This is a genomic window from Chloroflexota bacterium (genome assembly GCA_038040195.1).
Taxonomy (GTDB): domain Bacteria; phylum Chloroflexota; class Limnocylindria; order QHBO01; family QHBO01; genus DASTEQ01.
Window position 1 is genome coordinate 41355 of sequence record JBBPIR010000004.1, and the last position, 17839, is coordinate 59193.

Annotated in this window: 19 protein-coding genes, 1 pseudogene and 1 riboswitch; of the genes and pseudogenes, 18 read left to right on the plus strand and 2 right to left on the minus strand. The window is 70.3% G+C overall.

The features are described from left to right. Positions 1-4: 4 nt before the first annotated feature. From AABM41_06440 to AABM41_06465, 6 genes are all read left to right on the plus strand, one after another. Entirely contained in the window at positions 5-1462 is a 1458-nt protein-coding gene (locus AABM41_06440) for a phosphoglucomutase/phosphomannomutase family protein (GenBank protein ID MEK6191948.1), read from the plus strand. Next, on the plus strand, positions 1459-2631 hold the full coding sequence (locus tag AABM41_06445; protein ID MEK6191949.1) for a bifunctional phosphoglucose/phosphomannose isomerase: 1173 nt from the start codon (positions 1459-1461) through the stop codon (positions 2629-2631). The genes AABM41_06440 and AABM41_06445 overlap by 4 nt, the downstream gene beginning before the upstream one ends. 59 nt (positions 2632-2690) lie before the next feature. After that, positions 2691-2960, plus strand: a complete 270-nt coding sequence (locus AABM41_06450) for a hypothetical protein (GenBank protein ID MEK6191950.1) — start codon at positions 2691-2693, stop codon at positions 2958-2960. 13 nt (positions 2961-2973) lie between these two features. Then, positions 2974-3118, plus strand: a riboswitch (cobalamin riboswitch). A gap of 27 nt (positions 3119-3145) precedes the next feature. Continuing rightward, positions 3146-4096, plus strand: coding sequence for an ABC transporter substrate-binding protein (locus AABM41_06455; protein MEK6191951.1), 951 nt, complete (start codon positions 3146-3148; stop codon positions 4094-4096). Between the two features lie 8 nt (positions 4097-4104). Continuing rightward, complete coding sequence (locus AABM41_06460; GenBank protein MEK6191952.1) at positions 4105-5196, plus strand: iron chelate uptake ABC transporter family permease subunit; 1092 nt, start codon at positions 4105-4107, stop codon at positions 5194-5196. Further along, positions 5193-6008: an ABC transporter ATP-binding protein gene (locus tag AABM41_06465; GenBank protein ID MEK6191953.1), complete on the plus strand. Its 816-nt coding sequence runs from the start codon at positions 5193-5195 to the stop codon at positions 6006-6008. Before AABM41_06460 ends, AABM41_06465 begins: the two co-directional genes overlap by 4 nt. On the opposite strand, the gene AABM41_06470 is transcribed toward AABM41_06465, so the two are convergent. Then, on the minus strand, positions 6005-7153 hold the full coding sequence (locus tag AABM41_06470; protein MEK6191954.1) for an AI-2E family transporter: 1149 nt from the start codon (positions 7151-7153) through the stop codon (positions 6005-6007). The genes AABM41_06465 and AABM41_06470 overlap by 4 nt on opposite strands. Further along, complete coding sequence (trpS, locus tag AABM41_06475; GenBank protein MEK6191955.1) at positions 7150-8166, minus strand: tryptophan--tRNA ligase; 1017 nt, start codon at positions 8164-8166, stop codon at positions 7150-7152. Before trpS ends, AABM41_06470 begins: the two co-directional genes overlap by 4 nt. Before the next feature lie 52 nt (positions 8167-8218). On the opposite strand from trpS, the gene AABM41_06480 reads away from it, so the two are divergent. The 12 genes and pseudogenes from AABM41_06480 (at position 8219) to fabG (ending at position 17834) form a co-directional block, all read left to right on the plus strand. Further along, positions 8219-9049, plus strand: a complete 831-nt coding sequence (locus AABM41_06480; protein ID MEK6191956.1) for a biotin--[acetyl-CoA-carboxylase] ligase — start codon at positions 8219-8221, stop codon at positions 9047-9049. After that, a complete protein-coding gene (locus AABM41_06485; GenBank protein MEK6191957.1) occupies positions 9049-9654 on the plus strand; it encodes an RNA polymerase sigma factor in 606 nt (201 codons plus the stop codon). The genes AABM41_06480 and AABM41_06485 overlap by 1 nt, the downstream gene beginning before the upstream one ends. 32 nt (positions 9655-9686) lie before the next feature. Then, a complete protein-coding gene (locus AABM41_06490; GenBank protein ID MEK6191958.1) occupies positions 9687-10019 on the plus strand; it encodes a hypothetical protein in 333 nt (110 codons plus the stop codon). Next, complete coding sequence (gene accD / locus AABM41_06495) at positions 10016-10972, plus strand: acetyl-CoA carboxylase, carboxyltransferase subunit beta (protein ID MEK6191959.1); 957 nt, start codon at positions 10016-10018, stop codon at positions 10970-10972. Before AABM41_06490 ends, accD begins: the two co-directional genes overlap by 4 nt. A 56-nt stretch (positions 10973-11028) precedes the next feature. After that, positions 11029-11802 (plus strand): annotated as a pseudogene (locus AABM41_06500) (acetyl-CoA carboxylase carboxyltransferase subunit alpha). A gap of 137 nt (positions 11803-11939) precedes the next feature. After that, positions 11940-12404 (plus strand): biotin/lipoyl-containing protein, encoded by a 465-nt coding sequence (locus AABM41_06505; protein MEK6191960.1) that lies wholly within the window; start codon positions 11940-11942, stop codon positions 12402-12404. Then, positions 12404-13768 (plus strand): acetyl-CoA carboxylase biotin carboxylase subunit, encoded by a 1365-nt coding sequence (locus tag AABM41_06510; GenBank protein ID MEK6191961.1) that lies wholly within the window; start codon positions 12404-12406, stop codon positions 13766-13768. The genes AABM41_06505 and AABM41_06510 overlap by 1 nt, the downstream gene beginning before the upstream one ends. Before the next feature lie 80 nt (positions 13769-13848). Beyond that, positions 13849-14289, plus strand: coding sequence for a 3-hydroxyacyl-ACP dehydratase FabZ (fabZ, locus tag AABM41_06515; GenBank protein MEK6191962.1), 441 nt, complete (start codon positions 13849-13851; stop codon positions 14287-14289). Beyond that, positions 14282-15577 (plus strand): beta-ketoacyl-ACP synthase II, encoded by a 1296-nt coding sequence (fabF, locus tag AABM41_06520; GenBank protein ID MEK6191963.1) that lies wholly within the window; start codon positions 14282-14284, stop codon positions 15575-15577. Before fabZ ends, fabF begins: the two co-directional genes overlap by 8 nt. 3 nt (positions 15578-15580) lie before the next feature. Next, entirely contained in the window at positions 15581-16006 is a 426-nt protein-coding gene (locus AABM41_06525; GenBank protein MEK6191964.1) for a biotin/lipoyl-containing protein, read from the plus strand. Beyond that, entirely contained in the window at positions 16003-17079 is a 1077-nt protein-coding gene (locus tag AABM41_06530; protein ID MEK6191965.1) for a beta-ketoacyl-ACP synthase III, read from the plus strand. Before AABM41_06525 ends, AABM41_06530 begins: the two co-directional genes overlap by 4 nt. Beyond that, entirely contained in the window at positions 17079-17834 is a 756-nt protein-coding gene (gene fabG / locus AABM41_06535) for a 3-oxoacyl-[acyl-carrier-protein] reductase (protein MEK6191966.1), read from the plus strand. The genes AABM41_06530 and fabG overlap by 1 nt, the downstream gene beginning before the upstream one ends. Positions 17835-17839: the final 5 nt, after the last annotated feature.

The window sequence follows — 17839 nt, forward strand, 5'->3', positions numbered from 1 at the left end:
GCCCGTGACCACGATTCGCTTCGGGACCGATGGCTGGCGTGCGGCCATCGCCGAGGACTTTACGTTCCACAACGTCCGCCGCTGTGCCCGGGGAGTTGCCGACTACCTCCACCAGCAGGGCACGGCCGAACGGGGCGTGGTGGTCGCCCATGACCGGCGATTCGCTTCGGAACACTTCGCCCGCGCGTGTGTCGAGGTCCTGGCCGCCCACGGAATCCGGAGCCTGACCCCGCCCGGCGCGGTCCCGACCCAGGTCACCTCGTTCTTCACGCGCGAGCTGGGTGCCGGGGCCGGGATCGTCATCACCGCCAGCCACAACCCGTGGACCGACAACGGCTTCAAGGTCAAGGCCGACACCGGCGGCGCCGCGGCCCCCGACATGCTGTCTGCCATCGAGGCCACGATGTCGCGCTACCCCGAGACCGAAGTGCCGCCGCGGCGTGAGTACGAGGACGCGGTGGCCGGAGGCCTGGTGGAGGTGTTCGACCCCTACCCGCGGTTTCGCGAGCAGCTGGCCTCGATCGTGGACATCGAGCGCATCCGCGAGTCGCACGGCAAGGTCCTGGTGGAGCCGATGTGGGGCTCCGGCGCCGGATGGCTCAGCCGCCTGCTGGACGGGGGCAGCCTGACCGTCCGCGAGCTCCACACCGAGCGCAACCCCTACTTCGGCGGGGTCAACCCGGAGCCGATCCGCCCCAACATCGACGAGTGGCTGGCCGAGATCCCAGCCTGGGGCGCCGACATCGGGATCGCCCTCGACGGCGATGCCGACCGGGTGGGCATGGCCACCGAGGAGGGCGTGTTCGTCAACCAGCTCCAGGTCTACGGCCTGCTGTACTGGTACCTGCTCGAGGTCCGCGGGCTGGTTGGCCCGGCGGTGTACACGGTGACCACCACCTCCATGGTCCGCCGCCTGGCCGACCGCTTCCGGACCCAGGCCTACGAGACCGGGGTCGGCTTCAAGTTCGTAGGACCCAAGATGGCCGAGACAGGAGCGGTGATCGGGGGCGAGGAGTCCGGCGGGTTCGGGTTCGGGATGCACATCCCCGAGCGCGACGGGCTGGCGGCCGGCTTGTTCCTGCTCGATCTGTGGCTGTCTCGCGCCAAGCGCGCGAGCGAAGTCCTGGCCGAGCTCCAGGCCCTCGCCGGGCCGTCGTACTACAACCGCATCGACGTCCGGTTCTCGCGCGACGAGTACCCCACCATCCGGCAGGAAACACTGGCCCGCCTCGAGCACGAATCGCCCACCACGCTGGCCGGCCGGGAGGTGGTCCGGCGCCAAGCACTGGAAACTGCGGACGGCTTCAAGTTCTACTGCGACGACGAATCGTGGCTCCTCATCCGGTTCAGCGGCACGGAGGCCCTGCTCCGGATCTACGTCGAGGCTCGAACCCCGGACGACGTCGAGGCCCTGCTGGCCGAGGGCCGCCGGATCGCGACCGCGGCTGCGTCCCCCGCATGACCGACGCCCGCGACTTCTTCGGCTACAAGCGTCCCGACGATGAGCCCGGACGCCGGCCCGAGGACGAAGACGGGCCCGATCCCGACTCTCCGCCCGCGCTCGACGAGGCAATCACTCTCGACTCGCCCGCGGTCGTGGCGCGCATCGACCGCGAGGACATGCTGGGCCGGGTTCGGGACCTGCCGCGCCAGCTCGCGAAGGCTCGCCAGGCGGCGGCCGGCCTGACCCTCACCGACCGCCATCGGTCGGTGGACCTGGTGGTCGTCCTGGGGATGGGCGGCTCAGCGATCGGGGCCGACCTGGTGGCCGCCGCGGCCGGGGAGCGGCTTCGCGTGCCGCTCATCGTCCAGCGCGACTATCACCTGCCGAGTGGAATCGGGGACAGAACCCTGGTCGTGGCCGCCTCACACTCGGGGGAGACGATCGAGACGGTGACCGCGGCCGCAGAGGCGCGGGCGCGGGGGCTGCCCCTGGTGGTGATCGCCACCGACGGCGCCCTCGGCCGCCAAGCCGAGGCCGACCGTACGCCGTGGCTGCGCTACGACGAGCCCGGGCAGCCACGCGCCGCGCTGGGCTGGTCGGTCGGCCTGCTGCACGAGCTGCTGGGGGCTGCCGGCCTGATCACCGATCCCGACCCGCTGGGACCGGTGGTGGCCGTGCTGGACGAGATGCTGGAGCGGATGGGTCCTGGGGTCGAGACCGACGCCAACCCCGCCAAGCAGCTCGCCTGGAGCGTGTTCGGTCGCATCCCGGTCGTCTACGGCGCTGGGTCGATGGCCCCGGTGGCCCGTCGCTGGAAGACGCAGTTCAACGAGAACGCCAAGTCGTGGGCCGCCTACGAGCCGATGCCGGAGGCCAACCACAACGCGATCGAAGGCTCGCTCAACCCGCGTGAGCTGGCGGACGCCCCGTTTGTGATCGAGATCCGCGACCCGGCCGAAACGCCGGAGATCGGGGCTCGGTATCGCGTGGTCGAGGAGCTGCTCGGGGAACGGGCCACCAACCGGGCCACGGTCCATGCCGAAGGGCCCTCCCCCCTGGCCCGCGTCCTGTCGGCGGTCGCATGGGGCGACCTGGTCAGCGTCTACCTCGCCATCCTCTACCAGACCGACCCGACCCCGGTTACACTGCTGACAATGCTCAAGGAGCGGCTCGCCAGGTCGGACTGACGGGCGCCTACGAAGAGGCGCCCCCGGGCGCCTGGAGGAGTTGCATCGTGCATTCGGGCATGATCGGCAAGGTCGAGAAGGCGATGCGCTACGCGCATGAGCCGGACCGCGTGATCATCGGCCGGCTGGAGGCCACCTTCGCCGGCGACAACGGGTCCCACCAGGTTTCTCTCGGCGGTGAGCAATGGCATTGCGACTGCCACCTCTTCGAGCAGGCCGGGGGATGCACGCACACCTTGGCGATCCAGAAGATGCTCGACCCCATGCTCTCCGATGCCGCCCGCGAAACGCCGCTGTACGGCCACGCCGAGGTTGGCGCGGGGGTCTGATAGGATCGGTCCACAACCGAAGACCGCGTGGGGTGCCGCCGCCGAAAGGCCGGCGGGTGAATGGCGAAGCCGGTGCAAGGCCGGCGCTGTCCCGCAACTGTAACCGGGCCTGATCGGTCCGGGAGCCAGGTCGCCCAGCCCGCACGCGATGTCTCAACCCTCGTGAGAAAGGGAGTGACATCACGATGCCAGCACGGCGTATTCGGGCATTTGCCCCCCTCCTTCTGATCCTGGCGGTCGCCTGCCAGCCGACCAGCCCGAGCCTTAGCCCGCCGACCTCCACGGCGCCATCGGCAGCGGCCTACCCGCAGACCTTGACCGATGATGCCGGGCGCGAGGTCCTACTCGCCGCAGAGCCCGAGCGCATCGTCAGCCTGGCCCCCTCGAGCACCGAGATGGTGTGCGCCCTGGATGCGTGCGACCGGCTGGTGGGCGTGACCGACGCCGACGACTACCCGGCCGAGGTGGCGGACATCCCTGATGTCGTCATCGTGGCGGTAGTCGACATCGAGCTGGTAGTCGAAGCCGATCCCGACCTGATCCTGGCCGCCGGTAACGAGCTGACCTCGAGCGCCGTGATCACCGAGCTGACCGATCTCGGCTACCCAGTCATGGTCCTGTACCCCGAATCGCTGGACGAGGTGCTCGAGAACATCGAACTGATCGGCGAAGCGATCAACGCCCGTGACCAGGCCGCTGCGCTCACCGCTGAAATGGAGAACCGCATCCAGGCCGTTACCGAGGCGGTGGCCGGGGCGACCCGGCCGCGGACGTTCTATGAAGTCGGGGTCTTCGAGGGAGCCATCTACACGGCCGGCGAGGACTCGTTCCTGGCCAGCGTGATCACGGTGGCCGGCGGCGACCCGATCACCGGAGACCCGCTGACGACGTCGATCGCCCTCGAGGACCTGCTCGTCGCGGATCCGGAGCTCATCCTGCTCGGCGACGCCGCCAATGACCCGTCGGTTACACCAGAGGCCGTTTCCGCGCGCCAGGGTTGGGGCGCAATCAGCGCGGTCCAGAACGGGCAGGTTTTGGTCATGCTCGCGGACGCCGTCATCACCCGCCCCGGGCCGCGGATCGTGGAAGGCCTGGAAGCCCTGGCCCGCGCCATCCAACCCGACCGCTTCGACTGAGGCAGAAGGTGCGCGCCGCGGTTGCCATCCGCTCCCTTGTTGGAGGACCCAGCCTGGGGCGCGCCACGGCGGTTGTCGGCGGCGCGGTGGTCGTGCTGCTCGTCGCCCTGGTGGCGGGGGTGGGCGTCGGCAGCGTCGAGGTCGGGTTGTCGGAGGCGATCGGGATCATCGGTCAACGGCTGGGCCTGCCCATCTCCGAGACCTGGGCCTCGACCGCTCCGACGATCCTGTTCGAGGTCCGGCTGCCCCGGGTCCTGGCCGGGGCCCTGGTCGGCGCCGGGCTCGGCGGTGCGGGCGTCGTGTTTCAGGCTCTGCTCCGCAACCCGATGGCCGATCCGTACGTGATCGGAACCGCGGCCGGCGCCTCGCTGGGGGCCGTCCTGGCCATCACGGCGCCGGTCCTCGTGCCCGCGCTCGCGCTGGGAGCCGGCACGGCCTGGCTGGGGATCGGCCTGGCCCAGGTGCTGGCGTTCGCCGGCGGGTTGGGCGCGGTGACGCTGGTGCTCGTCGTCGCGCGCCAGGGCGGACGCTCGAACATGGTGACCCTGCTCCTGACCGGGTACGCCGTGTCGTCGCTGCTGGCGGCCGCGGTCGCGCTGCTCCTGGTCAGCTCCGGGCGGGCGTTGGCGTCGGTCGTGGGCTGGCTGCTCGGCTCATTGGGAGGCACCGGCTACCCGGAGCTGGCAGTGGCGGCTCCGCTTGTCCTCGGCGGCTCCGTATGGCTGCTCTTTCGGTGGCGCACCCTGAATCTGCTCCTCCTCGGCGACGAAGCAGCGGCCGGCCTCGGCGTTGACCTCGTGCCCGCCCGCCGCGGCCTCGTCCTGCTCGCCACCCTGGTGACCTCGGCGGCGGTGGCCCTGGCGGGCACGATCGGCTTCGTCGGCCTGGTGGTTCCGCACCTGGTCCGACTGGCGATCGGGCCCGACCATCGGCTGCTGCTCCCGGTGAGCTGCCTGGGCGGCGCCGCACTCCTGGTCCTGGCCGATATGGCGGCCCGGCTGGTGGGCGGGGTCCCGGTGGGTGTCGTGACCGCGCTGATCGGCGCCCCGTTCTTCCTGTGGCTGCTCCACCGGGCGGCCGGAGCGACGACCACGCCATGACACAACAATTTCAGCCGAGCTCCAACAGCAGGCCGATCCTGGACTTCAAGGAGGTCGGATTCGGCTACCGCCGTCGGGGACGCCCCGATCGCGAGGTACTGCGCGGAGTCAGCCTGACCGTGACGCCGGGCGAGCTGGTGGCCCTGCTGGGGCCCAACGGCAGCGGCAAGACCACCCTGTTCCGCGTGGCCATGGGCCTGTTGCCGGCGGGCGGCGGGAGCGTGTATCTGGATGGCCGCCCGGTCGCGGACTGGACCCGGCGCGAGATTGCGCAACGGATCGCCATCCTGCCCCAGCTGCCCACGGTGCCCGACGGGTTCCGGGTCGAGGAGCTGGTCGAGATGGGCCGCGCGCCACACGCCCGGTCGCGCTTCGGGGCCAGCGTCCAGGACGCGGCTGCAGTGGAACGGGCTCTCATCGATGCGGATGCCGTCGACCTGGTCGGGCGGCGCGTGGACGAGCTGTCGGGTGGCGAGCGCCAACGCGTGCTGGTCGCCATGACCCTGGCCCAGGAGCCGCGTCTCCTGCTCCTGGACGAGCCGACCCAGCACCTGGACCTGGCGCACCAGGTCGCGCTGCTGGCCACGCTGGATCGGCTGCGGCGGACGCGCGGGCTGGCCGTGGTAGCAGTTCTCCATGATCCGGCCCTGACCGCCCTCGCGGACCCCCGGGTCGTGCTTCTCAGCGCGGGACGCGTGGTGGCCGACGGTCCGGCGGCGGAGGTGCTGCGCCCCGCCATGCTGGCGCGCGTGTTCGACATCTCGGTCCCGACAGCGCTGGCCCTATCGGGCGGGTCGACGCGAGGCACCTAGCCGGCTTGTCCCGACCCCTCCCCCTCCGCCGCCGCGGCCGGCTCCCGCTCCGGCCTCGGCGGGCTGTAGATGTCGACCCAGTGATTCACGAAGATCACGATCACGGCCAGGATCGGGATCCCGAACAGGGCGCCCCACAGGCCCGCAATCTGGACCCCGACCAGCAGTCCGACGAACAGCAGGATCGGGTGCAACCCCAGCGACTCCTGCATCATCTTCGGCTGCAGGTAGTTCACCATGACGGTCTGGATCGCGACGATGGCCCCTACGCCGGCCAGGGCCACAACCCAGTTCTCGCTGGTCAGGAACCCGATGAAGATGGGCGGGACCAGCGCCAGCACCGGGCCAATCATGGGAATGAACATGAACAGGCCCGCGACCACGGCGGTGACAAAGATGTACTCCATCCCGCCCAATGCCCGGGCCACTAGGCCGACAGCCATGACCAGGGCGAACATCAGCAGCGCGAGCACGGTCTGGGCGCGGATAAAGCCGCCGAACGACCTCGCCACGCCCTCCTGGAGCAGGATCGACTGATCCCGCAAGCGGTCGGGAATGAGGCGGCTCAGCCAGACGGTGATCTTGTGGCTGTCCAGGATCATGAAGAAGGCCAGCAGCACGACCAGGAATAGGGTGCCGATGGCGCTGAACGCCCCGCTGGCGATGGTCCCGGCGGAGCCGGCCAGTTCACGGCCCAGCGCGCCAATCTGGTCGGTGAAGCCGCCGAAAACCGCCGCCAGGTCCGGCTCCTCGAACCCGGTCGTCCGTTGGAGGTCGCGGATCTGCTGGGCGACCTGCGCTTCGCGAGTAGGCCAGGTGCTGATGAAGTTGGCGAGGTCGCTGACCATGACCGCCGCCACTACCAGCAGGGAAGCCACCAGACCGATCAGGGTGGCCCCGAACGCCAACCCCACCGCCACGCCTCGACCGACCCGCAACCGGACCTGCACGGTGCGGACTAATGGTGAGATGAGGAACGCCAGCAGCCAGGCCAGGAACAGCGCGACGATGATGTTGCGGAAGTCTTCCAGGACGTCCAGGATCAGTCCCGCCGCCAGGAGGCTGAAGTAGAGCGATCCGGCGATCAGGAAGATCGCGAGCAGGCGGCGCTCGCGCACCCAGGCTCCCTGGAACAGCTCGATCACCGCGACCTCCAACCCGGGCGGCCGGTCCCGACGGCCGCCAGCACCTCGGCTCGGGTGGCCTCCAGGATGGGCCTCACCTTCTCCGCTCCAGCCGAGAGTACCGCCTCCACCCGTTCGGGATCGGCGGCCATCTGCGCCCGCTTCTCGCGCATGGGTCGGAAGAACTCGATGATGCGCTCCGCCAGCAGCTGCTTGGTATCCACGCACCCGGTGCGAGCGGTCCGTTCGCCGTCCTGGATCTGGAGGTATTCCTCTCCGAAGAACCGATGCAGCTGGCACACGTTGCAGACCTCCGGACGCCCCAGATCGGTGCGCTTGATGCGCAGCGGATCGGTGACCATGCTCATGACGATGCGCCGGATCTCATCGGGCTCCGCGAAGATCGGGATCGTGTTGCCCGCTGATTTGCTCATCTTGCGCTGCCCATCGGTGCCCATCACCAACGGAGCATCGGTATAGACCGCGGTCGGCTCGGGGAAGATCGGGCCGTATCGGGCATTGAAGGCGCGCACGATCTCGCGTGACAGCTCCAGGTGAGGCGCCTGGTCCTTGCCGACAGGTACCTTGGTGGCCTTGTAGATGACGATGTCGGCGGCCTGGAGGACGGGGTAGGTGAGCAGCCCGTTGCTGTTCTCCTTGCCTTCGCTCAGCCCCTCCTTGTAGGTTGGGTTGCGCTGCAGCCAGCTCACCGGCACCACCGTGCTGAAGATCCAGCACAGCTCCGCGACCTCGGGAAAGTCGGACTGCCGAATGAGGGCGCAGCGATTGGGGTCGAGCCCCACAGCCAGCAGGTCGAGCGCCATCTCGCGGGTCAGCCGCCTCAGCTCATCGCCGTCATGGACGGTGGTCAGGGCGTGGTAGTCGACGATGACGTAGATCGCCTCGTACTGGTCCTGGAGGGCCACGTAGTTCCGCTGGGCGCCCAGGTAGTTGCCCAGGTGGCTGGCGCCGCTGGGTTGGATGCCGGACAGCACACGCTCCCGACCGGCGGGCGAGGCGGCAGCGTCGGACATCGTCGGCCGAGTGTAGCGGACCCAATTTGGGCGGCTGCTAGAATCGCCGCCCGTGTCCGAACCACGCTCCGACGAGGTCCGTCAACCGACTCCCGAGTGGGCCGCGGCTGCGCGCGCCGGAGCTCGTGTAGGGCACACGGTCGAGCACCACGCCGAGATCGGCTCGACCAACGACCGCGCCCGGGCCGCCCTCGCTGAACCGGGCGGTAACGGCCTGGCCGTCATCGCCGACCGGCAGACGGCGGGTCGCGGACGGATGGGCCGATCCTGGCTCTCCCCGTCCGGAACCAATCTGCTCCTGAGCGTAGGCCTTCGCCTGGACCTGCCCATCGAACGGGCCTGGTGGCTGGCCGCCGCGGCCGCGCTGGCAGTGCGCGAGGCGGCGGCCGCGGCGGCCTCGGCGGCCCAGTTGGCCGTGCGCTGGCCGAACGACATCGTCACCCCCGTTGGGCTCAAGGTGGCCGGCCTGCTCACCGAGACACAGGTCGAGGGGGAGCGCGTGGTCGGCGCCGTGATGGGTATCGGCATCAACGTCAACTGGCGTCGGTCCGCCATGCCGCCCGATATCGCGCCCGGCGCGACGTCGCTCGCCGACCTGGCCGGCGCGCCGGTGGATCGGCTGGAACTGCTCACCAGCCTGCTCGCGGCGCTGGATGGCGAGATTCGCCAGGTGGAGGCGGGCGTGTCGCCGCTGGAGCGATTCCAGGCCGCCTCGTGGCTGACCGGACGGGCTATCGAGGTCGAGACGCCGGCCGGGCGCCTGATCGGCGTGGCGGGCGAGATCGCGGACAACGGGGGATTGATCCTGGACGGACCCACCCTGCGCACCACGGTCAGCGTGGGCGAGGTGATCCGCGTGCACCCGCAGACGGCGAGCGCCTAATGCGCGAACAACGGCCGCTTCACCGCCCCGCCGACCAACCGGCACCCGAGGCCCCCGCCCCGCGCGATCCCGACCTGGCCGACGTGCGGGCCGCCCAGCGCGACCGGCATGCCTTCGATCGGCTGTATCGACGCTACCTGGATCTGGTCTACAGCTACGCGTTCTACCAGTTGGGCGATCATCACGACGCGGAGGACGCCACCGAGCGGACGTTCCTGGCTGCATTGGCCGCCATCGACCGCTTCCATGACGAGGGCTCCACCTTCCGGGCGTGGCTGTTCCGGATCGCGCACAACGCGATCGCGAACTCGCGTCGGGCCCGCCGCCGGCGGCGCACGCAGCCCATCACCGACGCCCGCCAGCAGGCCGCCCCGGGGGCCGACCCGGCAGGCGTGGTGGCCCGCGCGGACCAGCAGCGGGAGATTCGCGCCGCCCTGGCCCGCATCCCCGCCGAGCGGCGCCAGGCCATCCTGCTGCGCTTCGTGGACGGCCTGTCGGCGCGGGAGATCGGGGCCGTTCTGGACCGGAGCGAGGGCGCCGCCCGGGTCCTTCTCCACCGCGCCCTGCGCGACATGGCCGCCGAGCTGGATCGAGGCGACGCGTAACGAATCCAGGGTCGCGGTGTTAGCCCGCTTAGATGACCCGTCGTCCCACCGATTCCCAGCGGATCGATCATGCCGTGAGCGCGGTCCTGGAAGACCGCCCGGTCGCCGTGCCGCCCCTCCTCGCCGATGAGCTGTCTGCCGCCCGCGCCCTGCGCGCCGATCTTCCCCTGGTGCCGCCGGGCGACGCCTTCGAAGAGGCCCTCGCCCGCCGCTTGAGCGACGGTCACACACACGACGCCGAACGCCGGGTCAGCGGCTTCGTCCGCCACCATCAGCGGCTGGTGCTGACCGGGGCGCTGGGATCGGTCCTGGTGAGCACCGCCGGAGCGGCGGTCCTCGCCTGGCGCCTCGTGCATCGGCCATGAAGATCAAGTTCCCGTTCAGCCGCCGCACGGGCCCGACCGACGCCTGGACGAAGTGCCCGAGCTGCGAGGCTCAGATCTTCAACCGCCAGCTGGAGCGGAACCACCGGGTGTGCCCCACCTGCGACCACCACTTCCGGCTGTCGGCCGCCGAACGGATCGAACTCCTGCTCGACGGCGGCTCGTGGAAAGAACGTGACGCAGGCCTTATCAGCGGCGACCCGCTGGGGTTCGTGGACAGCAAGCCCTATCCCGATCGGCTGGAGGCCTCCCGGATCCGCTCCGGGCTTCCCGAGGCGGCGATCTGGGGGATGGGCAGGATCGAGGGCCAGCCGGTGGCGATTGGCCTGTTCGACTTCCGGTTCATGGGTGGCTCCATGGGCAGCGTGGTGGGAGAGAAGATCGCGCGCTGTTTCGAGGGAGCCCTGGCCGAACGCATTCCGGCCATCGTGGTGAGTGCGTCGGGCGGAGCCCGGATGCAGGAAGGGACCGTCTCCCTCCTCCAGCTGGCGAAGACCACGGCCGCGCTCCAGCGGCTGAACGAGGCCGGCATTCCGTTCATCAGCATCCTGACCGATCCCACCACCGGCGGCGTGCTGGCCAGCTTCGCGTCGTTGGGCGACGTCATCCTGGCCGAGCCCCGCGCCCTGATCGGCTTCGCCGGTGCCCGGGTGGCGAGCGGGACAGTGGGCGAGGAGCTGCCCGAAGGGTTCCAGAGTGCCGAGCGCCTCCTGGACCACGGGTTCGTGGATGCGGTGGTGCCCCGCGGTCAGCTGCGCGTGACGGTCGCCCGGCTCGTCCGCCTGCTGCCGGTGGCCGGAGGGGTCGAAGCCGGAAACGGGAGACGAGGCATACGGCCGATCGGCGTCCTGCAGGGACTGGCCAAGCGCGTCGGCGGAGCGGTGAGCGAGACCGCGGGGATTGAGACCGAGCCGACAGCGGGGTCGACCAAATGACCGATGTGACCCTGGATCCGAGTCCCCCGGCCATCAGTCCCGAGGTCGCCGAGGAGGCGTGGCGCCGCGTCCAGCTGGCCCGCCATCCGCAGCGCCCCCGCACCCTGTCCCTGGTGGCGCAGATATTCGACGAGTTCGTCGAGCTCCATGGTGATCGCACGTTCCGTGACGACCCGGCCATCGTGGGCGGTCCGGCTCGCCTCGACGGTCGGGCGGTGATGGTCATCGGCCATCAGAAGGGAACCGACACCGAATCGAACATCTTTCGGAACTTCGGCTCACCTCTGCCAGAGGGCTTCCGCAAGGCCCAGCGTCTGATGCGGATCGCCGATCGGATCGGCCTCCCGCTGGTGACCTTCCTCGATACAGCCGGCGCGTTTCCGGGACCTGCCGCCGAGGAACGGGGCCAGGCCGAGGCGATCGCCAGCTCGATCCGGCTCATGACCGGGCTCCGAGTGCCGATCATCGTCGTCATCACCGGCGAAGGCGGGTCGGGTGGCGCCCTGGCGATCGGCGTCGGGGACGAGGTCCTGGCCCTCGAGAACGCGGTGTACTCGGTCATCTCCCCCGAGGGCTGCGCCGCGATCTTGTGGCGATCGGCGGACGCCGCGCCGTTGGCTGCCGCGGCCATGAAGATGACCGCGGCGGAGCAACACGAGCTGGGCATCGTTGACGGCGTGATCCCCGAACCCGCTGAAGGGGCGCACGCCGACCTGCCGGCCACTGCCGCCGCCATCAAGCACGCGATCCTCGGCTCGCTGGCGCGGCTGGATCGGCTCGCTCCGGAGGATCTGCTGGCGAGTCGCTATGCTCGGCTGCGCGGCATCGGAACCGTGATCGAGGTCGAGGTCTCGACCCTGCGCGCGGCGTCGCCGTCGCTCGGGGCCCGCCTCGGTAGGCTGCTGAGGCTTCCCGCAGAGGCGCCGGCGCCGGTCCCCGAGGATGACGAGCTCGATCAGGAGGGTGCATGACCGACGACGACTCGGCCCAGGCCATCGCCCGCGCCGCCGCGGACCTCGTACCGGCGCTCACCGAGCGCCTCAACCGGCTGGGACTGGGCGAGATCGAGATTCGGCACGGCGACCTGCGGGTTCGGGTTGCGGCGGCTGACCAACCCGCGACCGGCGCGGGCGTGGACGTCAGCGTGGCCCGCCCGGTGGTCGGCGTCCCGCCCTCCCCGGGCGGCGCGGCCGATCGACGCCTGGAGGGGGTCACCTCGCCGGCGGTCGGCCACTTCGTGTACGCCGACGGGCTGGGGCCCGGGCTGGCGGTCGGCGCCGGCGACGAGATCGGCTTCGTGGAGATGCTCGGCGTCCGTCACGAGGTGCGCGCCACCAGCGACGGTGTGGTCCGGCACCTGGTGGCGGAGAGCGGGGAGCCGGTCGAGTACGGCCAGCTGCTGGTCGAGGTCGATCGCGCGGGCGCGGGCTGATGTTCGCCAAGATCCTGATCGGTAACCGCGGCGAGATCGCGGTCCGCATCCTCCGCACCTGCCGCGAGCTCGGGATCCCGGCCGTGGTCGCTTTCAGCGAGCCCGACCGGGAGTCCATGGCGGTACGGATGGCAGACGAGGCCATCTGCATCGGTCCGGCTGAAGCCCGGCGGTCGTACCTGAACCAGCCGGCGCTGATCAGCGCTGCCCTGATCACCGGCTGCGACGCCATCCATCCGGGGTACGGCTTCCTGTCCGAGGACGCGTCGTTCGCCGAGGCCTGCGCGGTGCACGACTTGACCTTCATCGGCCCACGTGCTGCGGTCATCGAACGATTCGCGTCGAAGTACGCCGTCCGCCGCATGCTGGCCGCCAACGGGCTGCCCACCGTGCCCGGCAGCCGCGGCATCGTGGCGGACCTCAGCGACGCCCTGGCGCAGGCCGAGGAAGCGGGCTACCCGGTCCTCCTCAAGCCGTCGGCCGGCGGCGGCGGTCGTGGCATGCGCCTCGTGCGCTCGCCGCGCGAGATGGAAACGTCGTTGCCGCTCGCGCGCTCCGAGGCCCGCGCCGCGTTCGGCGACGACTCGATGTACTTCGAGCGCTGGATCGAGGAGAACCGCCACGTCGAGGTCCAGGTCCTGATCGACGGTCACGGCAACGGGATTCATCTTGGCGACCGCGACTGCTCCGTCCAGCGCCGGCACCAGAAGATCATCGAGGAGGCGCCTTCGCCGGCCATGGCCGAGCCGGCCCGCGAGCGCCTGCGCGACCTGGCCATCCGTTCGGTCATGGCCGCCGGCTACGAGAACGCCGGCACGCTCGAGTTTCTGCTCGACCGCGATGGGGACTTCTTTTTCATCGAGATCAATTGCCGGATCCAGGTCGAGCATCCGGTGACCGAGATGCTAACGGGGGTGGACCTCATCGCCGAGCAGATCCGGATCGCGGCCGGCGAGCAGCTTCGGCTGACCCAGGAGCAGGTCGCACTGCGCGGGCACGCGATCGAGTTCCGGATCACGGCCGAGGACCCACACGACAACTTTTTGCCCCAGACCGGAGTCATCACCGAGCTCCAGATGCCCGCCGGTCCGAACGTGCGCGTGGACACCCACCTGTACGTCGGCTACGAGATCCCGCCCTTCTACGACTCGTTGCTGGCCAAGCTGATCGTATGGGGCGAGACCCGCGCCGAGGCCCTGACCCGGGCCCGGGGTGCCCTGGAGGAATGCCGCGTCGAGGGCGTCAAGACCAATCTCCCCTTCCATCGCGGGATCATCGACAATGCAGCCTTCGTGAACGCCGAGGTCAGCACCAACCTGCTGGACCGCGTCGGCCCCGCCGCCTTCGTCGGCGAGCCTGCCTGAGGAAGCCGATGTCGACCGATCGCGCGCCAGGGCTCCCCGACCCCGCGCTGCCGGCGCTTCCCTGGGAGGCGGCGGACATCATGACCATCCTGCCCCACCGTTACCCGTTCCTCCTCATCGACCGCGTGGTCGAGATCGAGCCGGGAAAGCGGGTCGTGGCGATGCGGAACGTGACGGCCAACGAGCCGCAGTTCACCGGCCACTTCCCCGGTCGCCCGATCATGCCCGGCGTGCTGCTGGTCGAATCCCTCGCCCAGGCCGGCGCGGTGGCCGTCCTGTCCTTCCCCGCCAACCGCGGCAAGTTGGTCCTGTTCGCGGGTATCGACGAGTGCCGCTTCCGCCGAATCGTGGTCCCCGGTGACACCCTGCGCCTGGAGATCACGGTCGAGAAGCTGGGCCGCGTGTCGGGGCGGGCCCGGGCCGTCGCGACTGTGGAGGGCGAGGTGGCAGTGGAGGCCACCCTGTCCTTCATCATGCCCCGTGACCAGGACATCGCCGGCGGGCGACTGACCGGTGGCTGACCGCGCCCCGCAGCCCAGCTCCGGGGAGCGCGGCGAGCGACGAGTCGTCATCACCGGCCTGGGCGCCGTCACGCCACTCGGCAATGACGTGGCCACGTACTGGGACGGCCTGACCAGCGGTCGGAGCGGCATCCAACGCATCGCGGGCTTCGATCCCGGTCGCGTTCCCTCGCAGGTGGGGGGTGAGATTCGCGACTTCGATCCGACCGCGGTCATGGATCGCAAGGACGTGCGGCGCCACGACCGCGTCGTCCACCTCGCCTGGGCAGCCACGGTTGAAGCCCTGACCGATGCCGGGATCCCGATCCCGATCGTGGACGAGGCCGAGGCGGACCGCACCGGAGCGATCGTGGCCACCGGGATCGGCGGCATCGGCTCCATGGTGCGCGACATCCAGGAGGCGATGACCCACGGGATCGAGCGGGTCGGTCCGTTCACCCTGCTGAACATGCTCACCGACACCGCCGCCGGCCACGTGGCCATCAATGCCAATGCTCGCGGTCCGAATTACGCCACCGTCAGTGCCTGTGCCTCGAGCAACCACGCCCTGGGCGAGGCGGCCGGCATCATCCGCCGGGGCGATGCGGACGTCATGCTGGCCGGCGGCTCGGAGGCGGCCATATGCGAGATGGTGGTGGCCGCGTTCTGTGCCATGCGCGCCCTGTCCACCAAGCGCAACGACGACCCGACCCACGCGTCGCGGCCGTTCGACGCCGACCGCGACGGGTTCGTGATCGCCGACGGCGCCGGGATGCTCGTGCTGGAGGAGCTCGACCACGCGAAGACGCGCGGGGCGCGGATCCGGGCCGAGTTCATCGGCTACGGCGCCTCGGACGATGCTTCCCACGTGACCCTCCCCGCACCCGGCGGGCGCGGCGCCGCGGCCAGCATGCGGATCGCCCTGGCTGACGCTGGACTGGCGCCCGAGGAGCTGGGCTACATCAACGCCCACGGGACATCGACACCGCCCAACGACCCGGCCGAGACGGCGGCCATCAAGACCGTGTTCGGGGACGATGCGTATCGGGTCCCGATCAGCAGCACGAAGTCCATGACCGGCCACCTGATGGGGGCTGGGGGCGGCATCGAGGCCGTCGCCTGCGTCCGGGCCCTGGAGACGGGAATCCTCCCGCCCACCATCAACCTCGAGACCCCCGACCCCGAGTGCGACCTCGACTACGTGCCGAACGTGGCCCGCCAGGCGCCCATCGCCACCGCCATGAGCAACGCGTTCGGATTCGGCGGACACAACGCGACCCTCGTCTTCCAGCGCTGGGATGGGGACTGACCGATGGCCAAAGATCCGATCCTGGACGCGGTCGACGCCCTGACCGGCCCGTTCCTGGACAGCGGGCTGGCCGAGATGGAGGTCGAAGTCGGCGGAATCACGGTCCGCCTGGCGCGCCCGCGGCCGCCCACCCCGCCGGCTCCCGCCGCGGCCACGCCCACCACGCCGTTCGGTGAAGCCGCGCCCGGCCACCGGTTCGTTACCGCCCCCCTGACCGGGGTCTGGTATCCGGCCCCCTCGCCGGGGGCCCGCCCGTACCTGGTGCTCGAGGGCGAGGTGTCAGTGGGGCAGGTGGTGGGCCTGATCGAGGCCATGAAGCTGTTCAACGAGATCAAGTCCGATGTGGCGGGCACGGTGAGCCGCGTCATGGCCGACAATGGGATGCTGGTGAAGCGCCAGCAGCCACTGTTCGAGGTCCGACTGGCATGACGTCGACCCAGACGGTCATCACCGGGTGGGGGATGTACGCCCCGTCCCGGGTGCTCACCAATGCCGACCTGTCGAAGATCGTCGACACCTCGGACGAGTGGATCGCCAGCCGCACCGGGATCCGCGAGCGGCGCATCGCCGCGGACGACGAAACGACCGCCACCCTGGCCACCCACGCCGGCCGCGACGCGCTGGCAGTGGCCGGACTCGATCCGGCCGATCTCGACCTGGTGGTGGTGGCGACCTCCAGCCCCGACTACCTGATGCCGGCCACTGGGGTCCTGGTAGCCCGCGACCTGGGGGCCACGCGAGCCGCGGGGTTTGACGTGAACGCCGCCTGCTCCGGCTTCCTGTTCGGGTTGGCGACCGGGGCCAGCTTCATCGGCAGCGGGATGTACCGCAACGTGCTCATGGTCGGCGTGGACCTGTTGAGCCGGTACCTGGACTGGACCGATCGGAACACGTGCGTCCTGTTCGGCGACGGGGCCGGCGCGGTGGTCCTGTCCGCCTCGGAGGGCCCCGGTGGGCTGCTCGGGCTCCAGCTGTTCAGCGATGGGACCGGGGCCGAGGGCATCATCATCCCCGGAGGCGGCACCGCCCACCCAGCCACGGCCGAGACGGTCGCCGGGCGGCTCCACTACATGCGGATGGCCGGCAAGGAGGTCTACCGATACGCCACCCGCCAGCTGGCGGACTCCACCCAGGCGGCGGTGGCACAGGCCGGGCTGCGCATGGCCGATGTCGACCTGTTCCTGTACCACCAGGCCAACCTTCGCATCCTCGAGACGGTGCGTGACCTGCTGGGCGTGCCGGCCGACAAGGTGTACGTGAACATCGACCGCTACGGAAACACCTCGGCCGCATCAGTGCCCATGGCCCTGGTCGAGGCGGTTGCCGGCGGCCGGGTGCAGGTCGGGGATCGGCTCTTGATGGGCGCCTTCGGGGCAGGCTACACGGCCGGCGCAGCTGTCGTGGAGTGGACCGCGGATCCCGCGCGCGCGTTCCTGGCTCCTGGGGAGCAGACCCGCGCCGGCCAACCGCGCCGCGAGCCGGTGACGGCCGGCAGCGCCTGATGTTCGACCTGGCCGGCCGGGTGGCGCTGGTCACGGGTGCCAGCCGGGGCTTGGGTCGGGCGATGGCACTGGCGTTCGCCCGGCAGGGCGCCGACGTGGTGGTCAACTACCGCGAGAGCGCAGCCGCCGCTGACGAGGTGGTGAGCGAGATCACGGCCATGGGCCGCCGCGCAATCGCGGTCCAGGGCAGCACCGCGGAGGGACGCGAGGCCTGCGAGGCGATCGTGAAGGCTGCGCTGGACGAGTTCGGCAAGGTCGACATCCTGGTCAACAACGCCGGCATCACACGCGACGACCTCCTCATCCGAATGGACGCCGAGGAGTGGGACGCGGTCATCGCCACCAACCTGTCGGGACCGTTCTGGATGACCCGGGCCGTGGCCCGGCCGATGATGAAGGCCCGCCATGGCCGGATCATCAACATGTCCAGCGTGGCAGGCCGGATCGGGAATCCCGGCCAGGCCAATTACACGGCGGCCAAGGCGGGCCTCATCGGTCTGACCAAGACGACCGCACGCGAGCTGGCAAGCCGGAACATTACCTGCAACGCCATTGCGCCGGGGCTCATCGACACCGACATCTTGATCGGGATGCCAGAGGCCGCGACGCAGGCCATCCTGCAGATCACGGCTATGGGCAGAATCGGGAAGGTCGAGGACGTCGCCGCCGCCGCCGTCTATTTCGCGAGCGATGAATCAGGCTTCGTCACCGGCCAGGTGCTGGGGGTGGACGGCGGCATCGCGATGGGAAGCTGAGGACA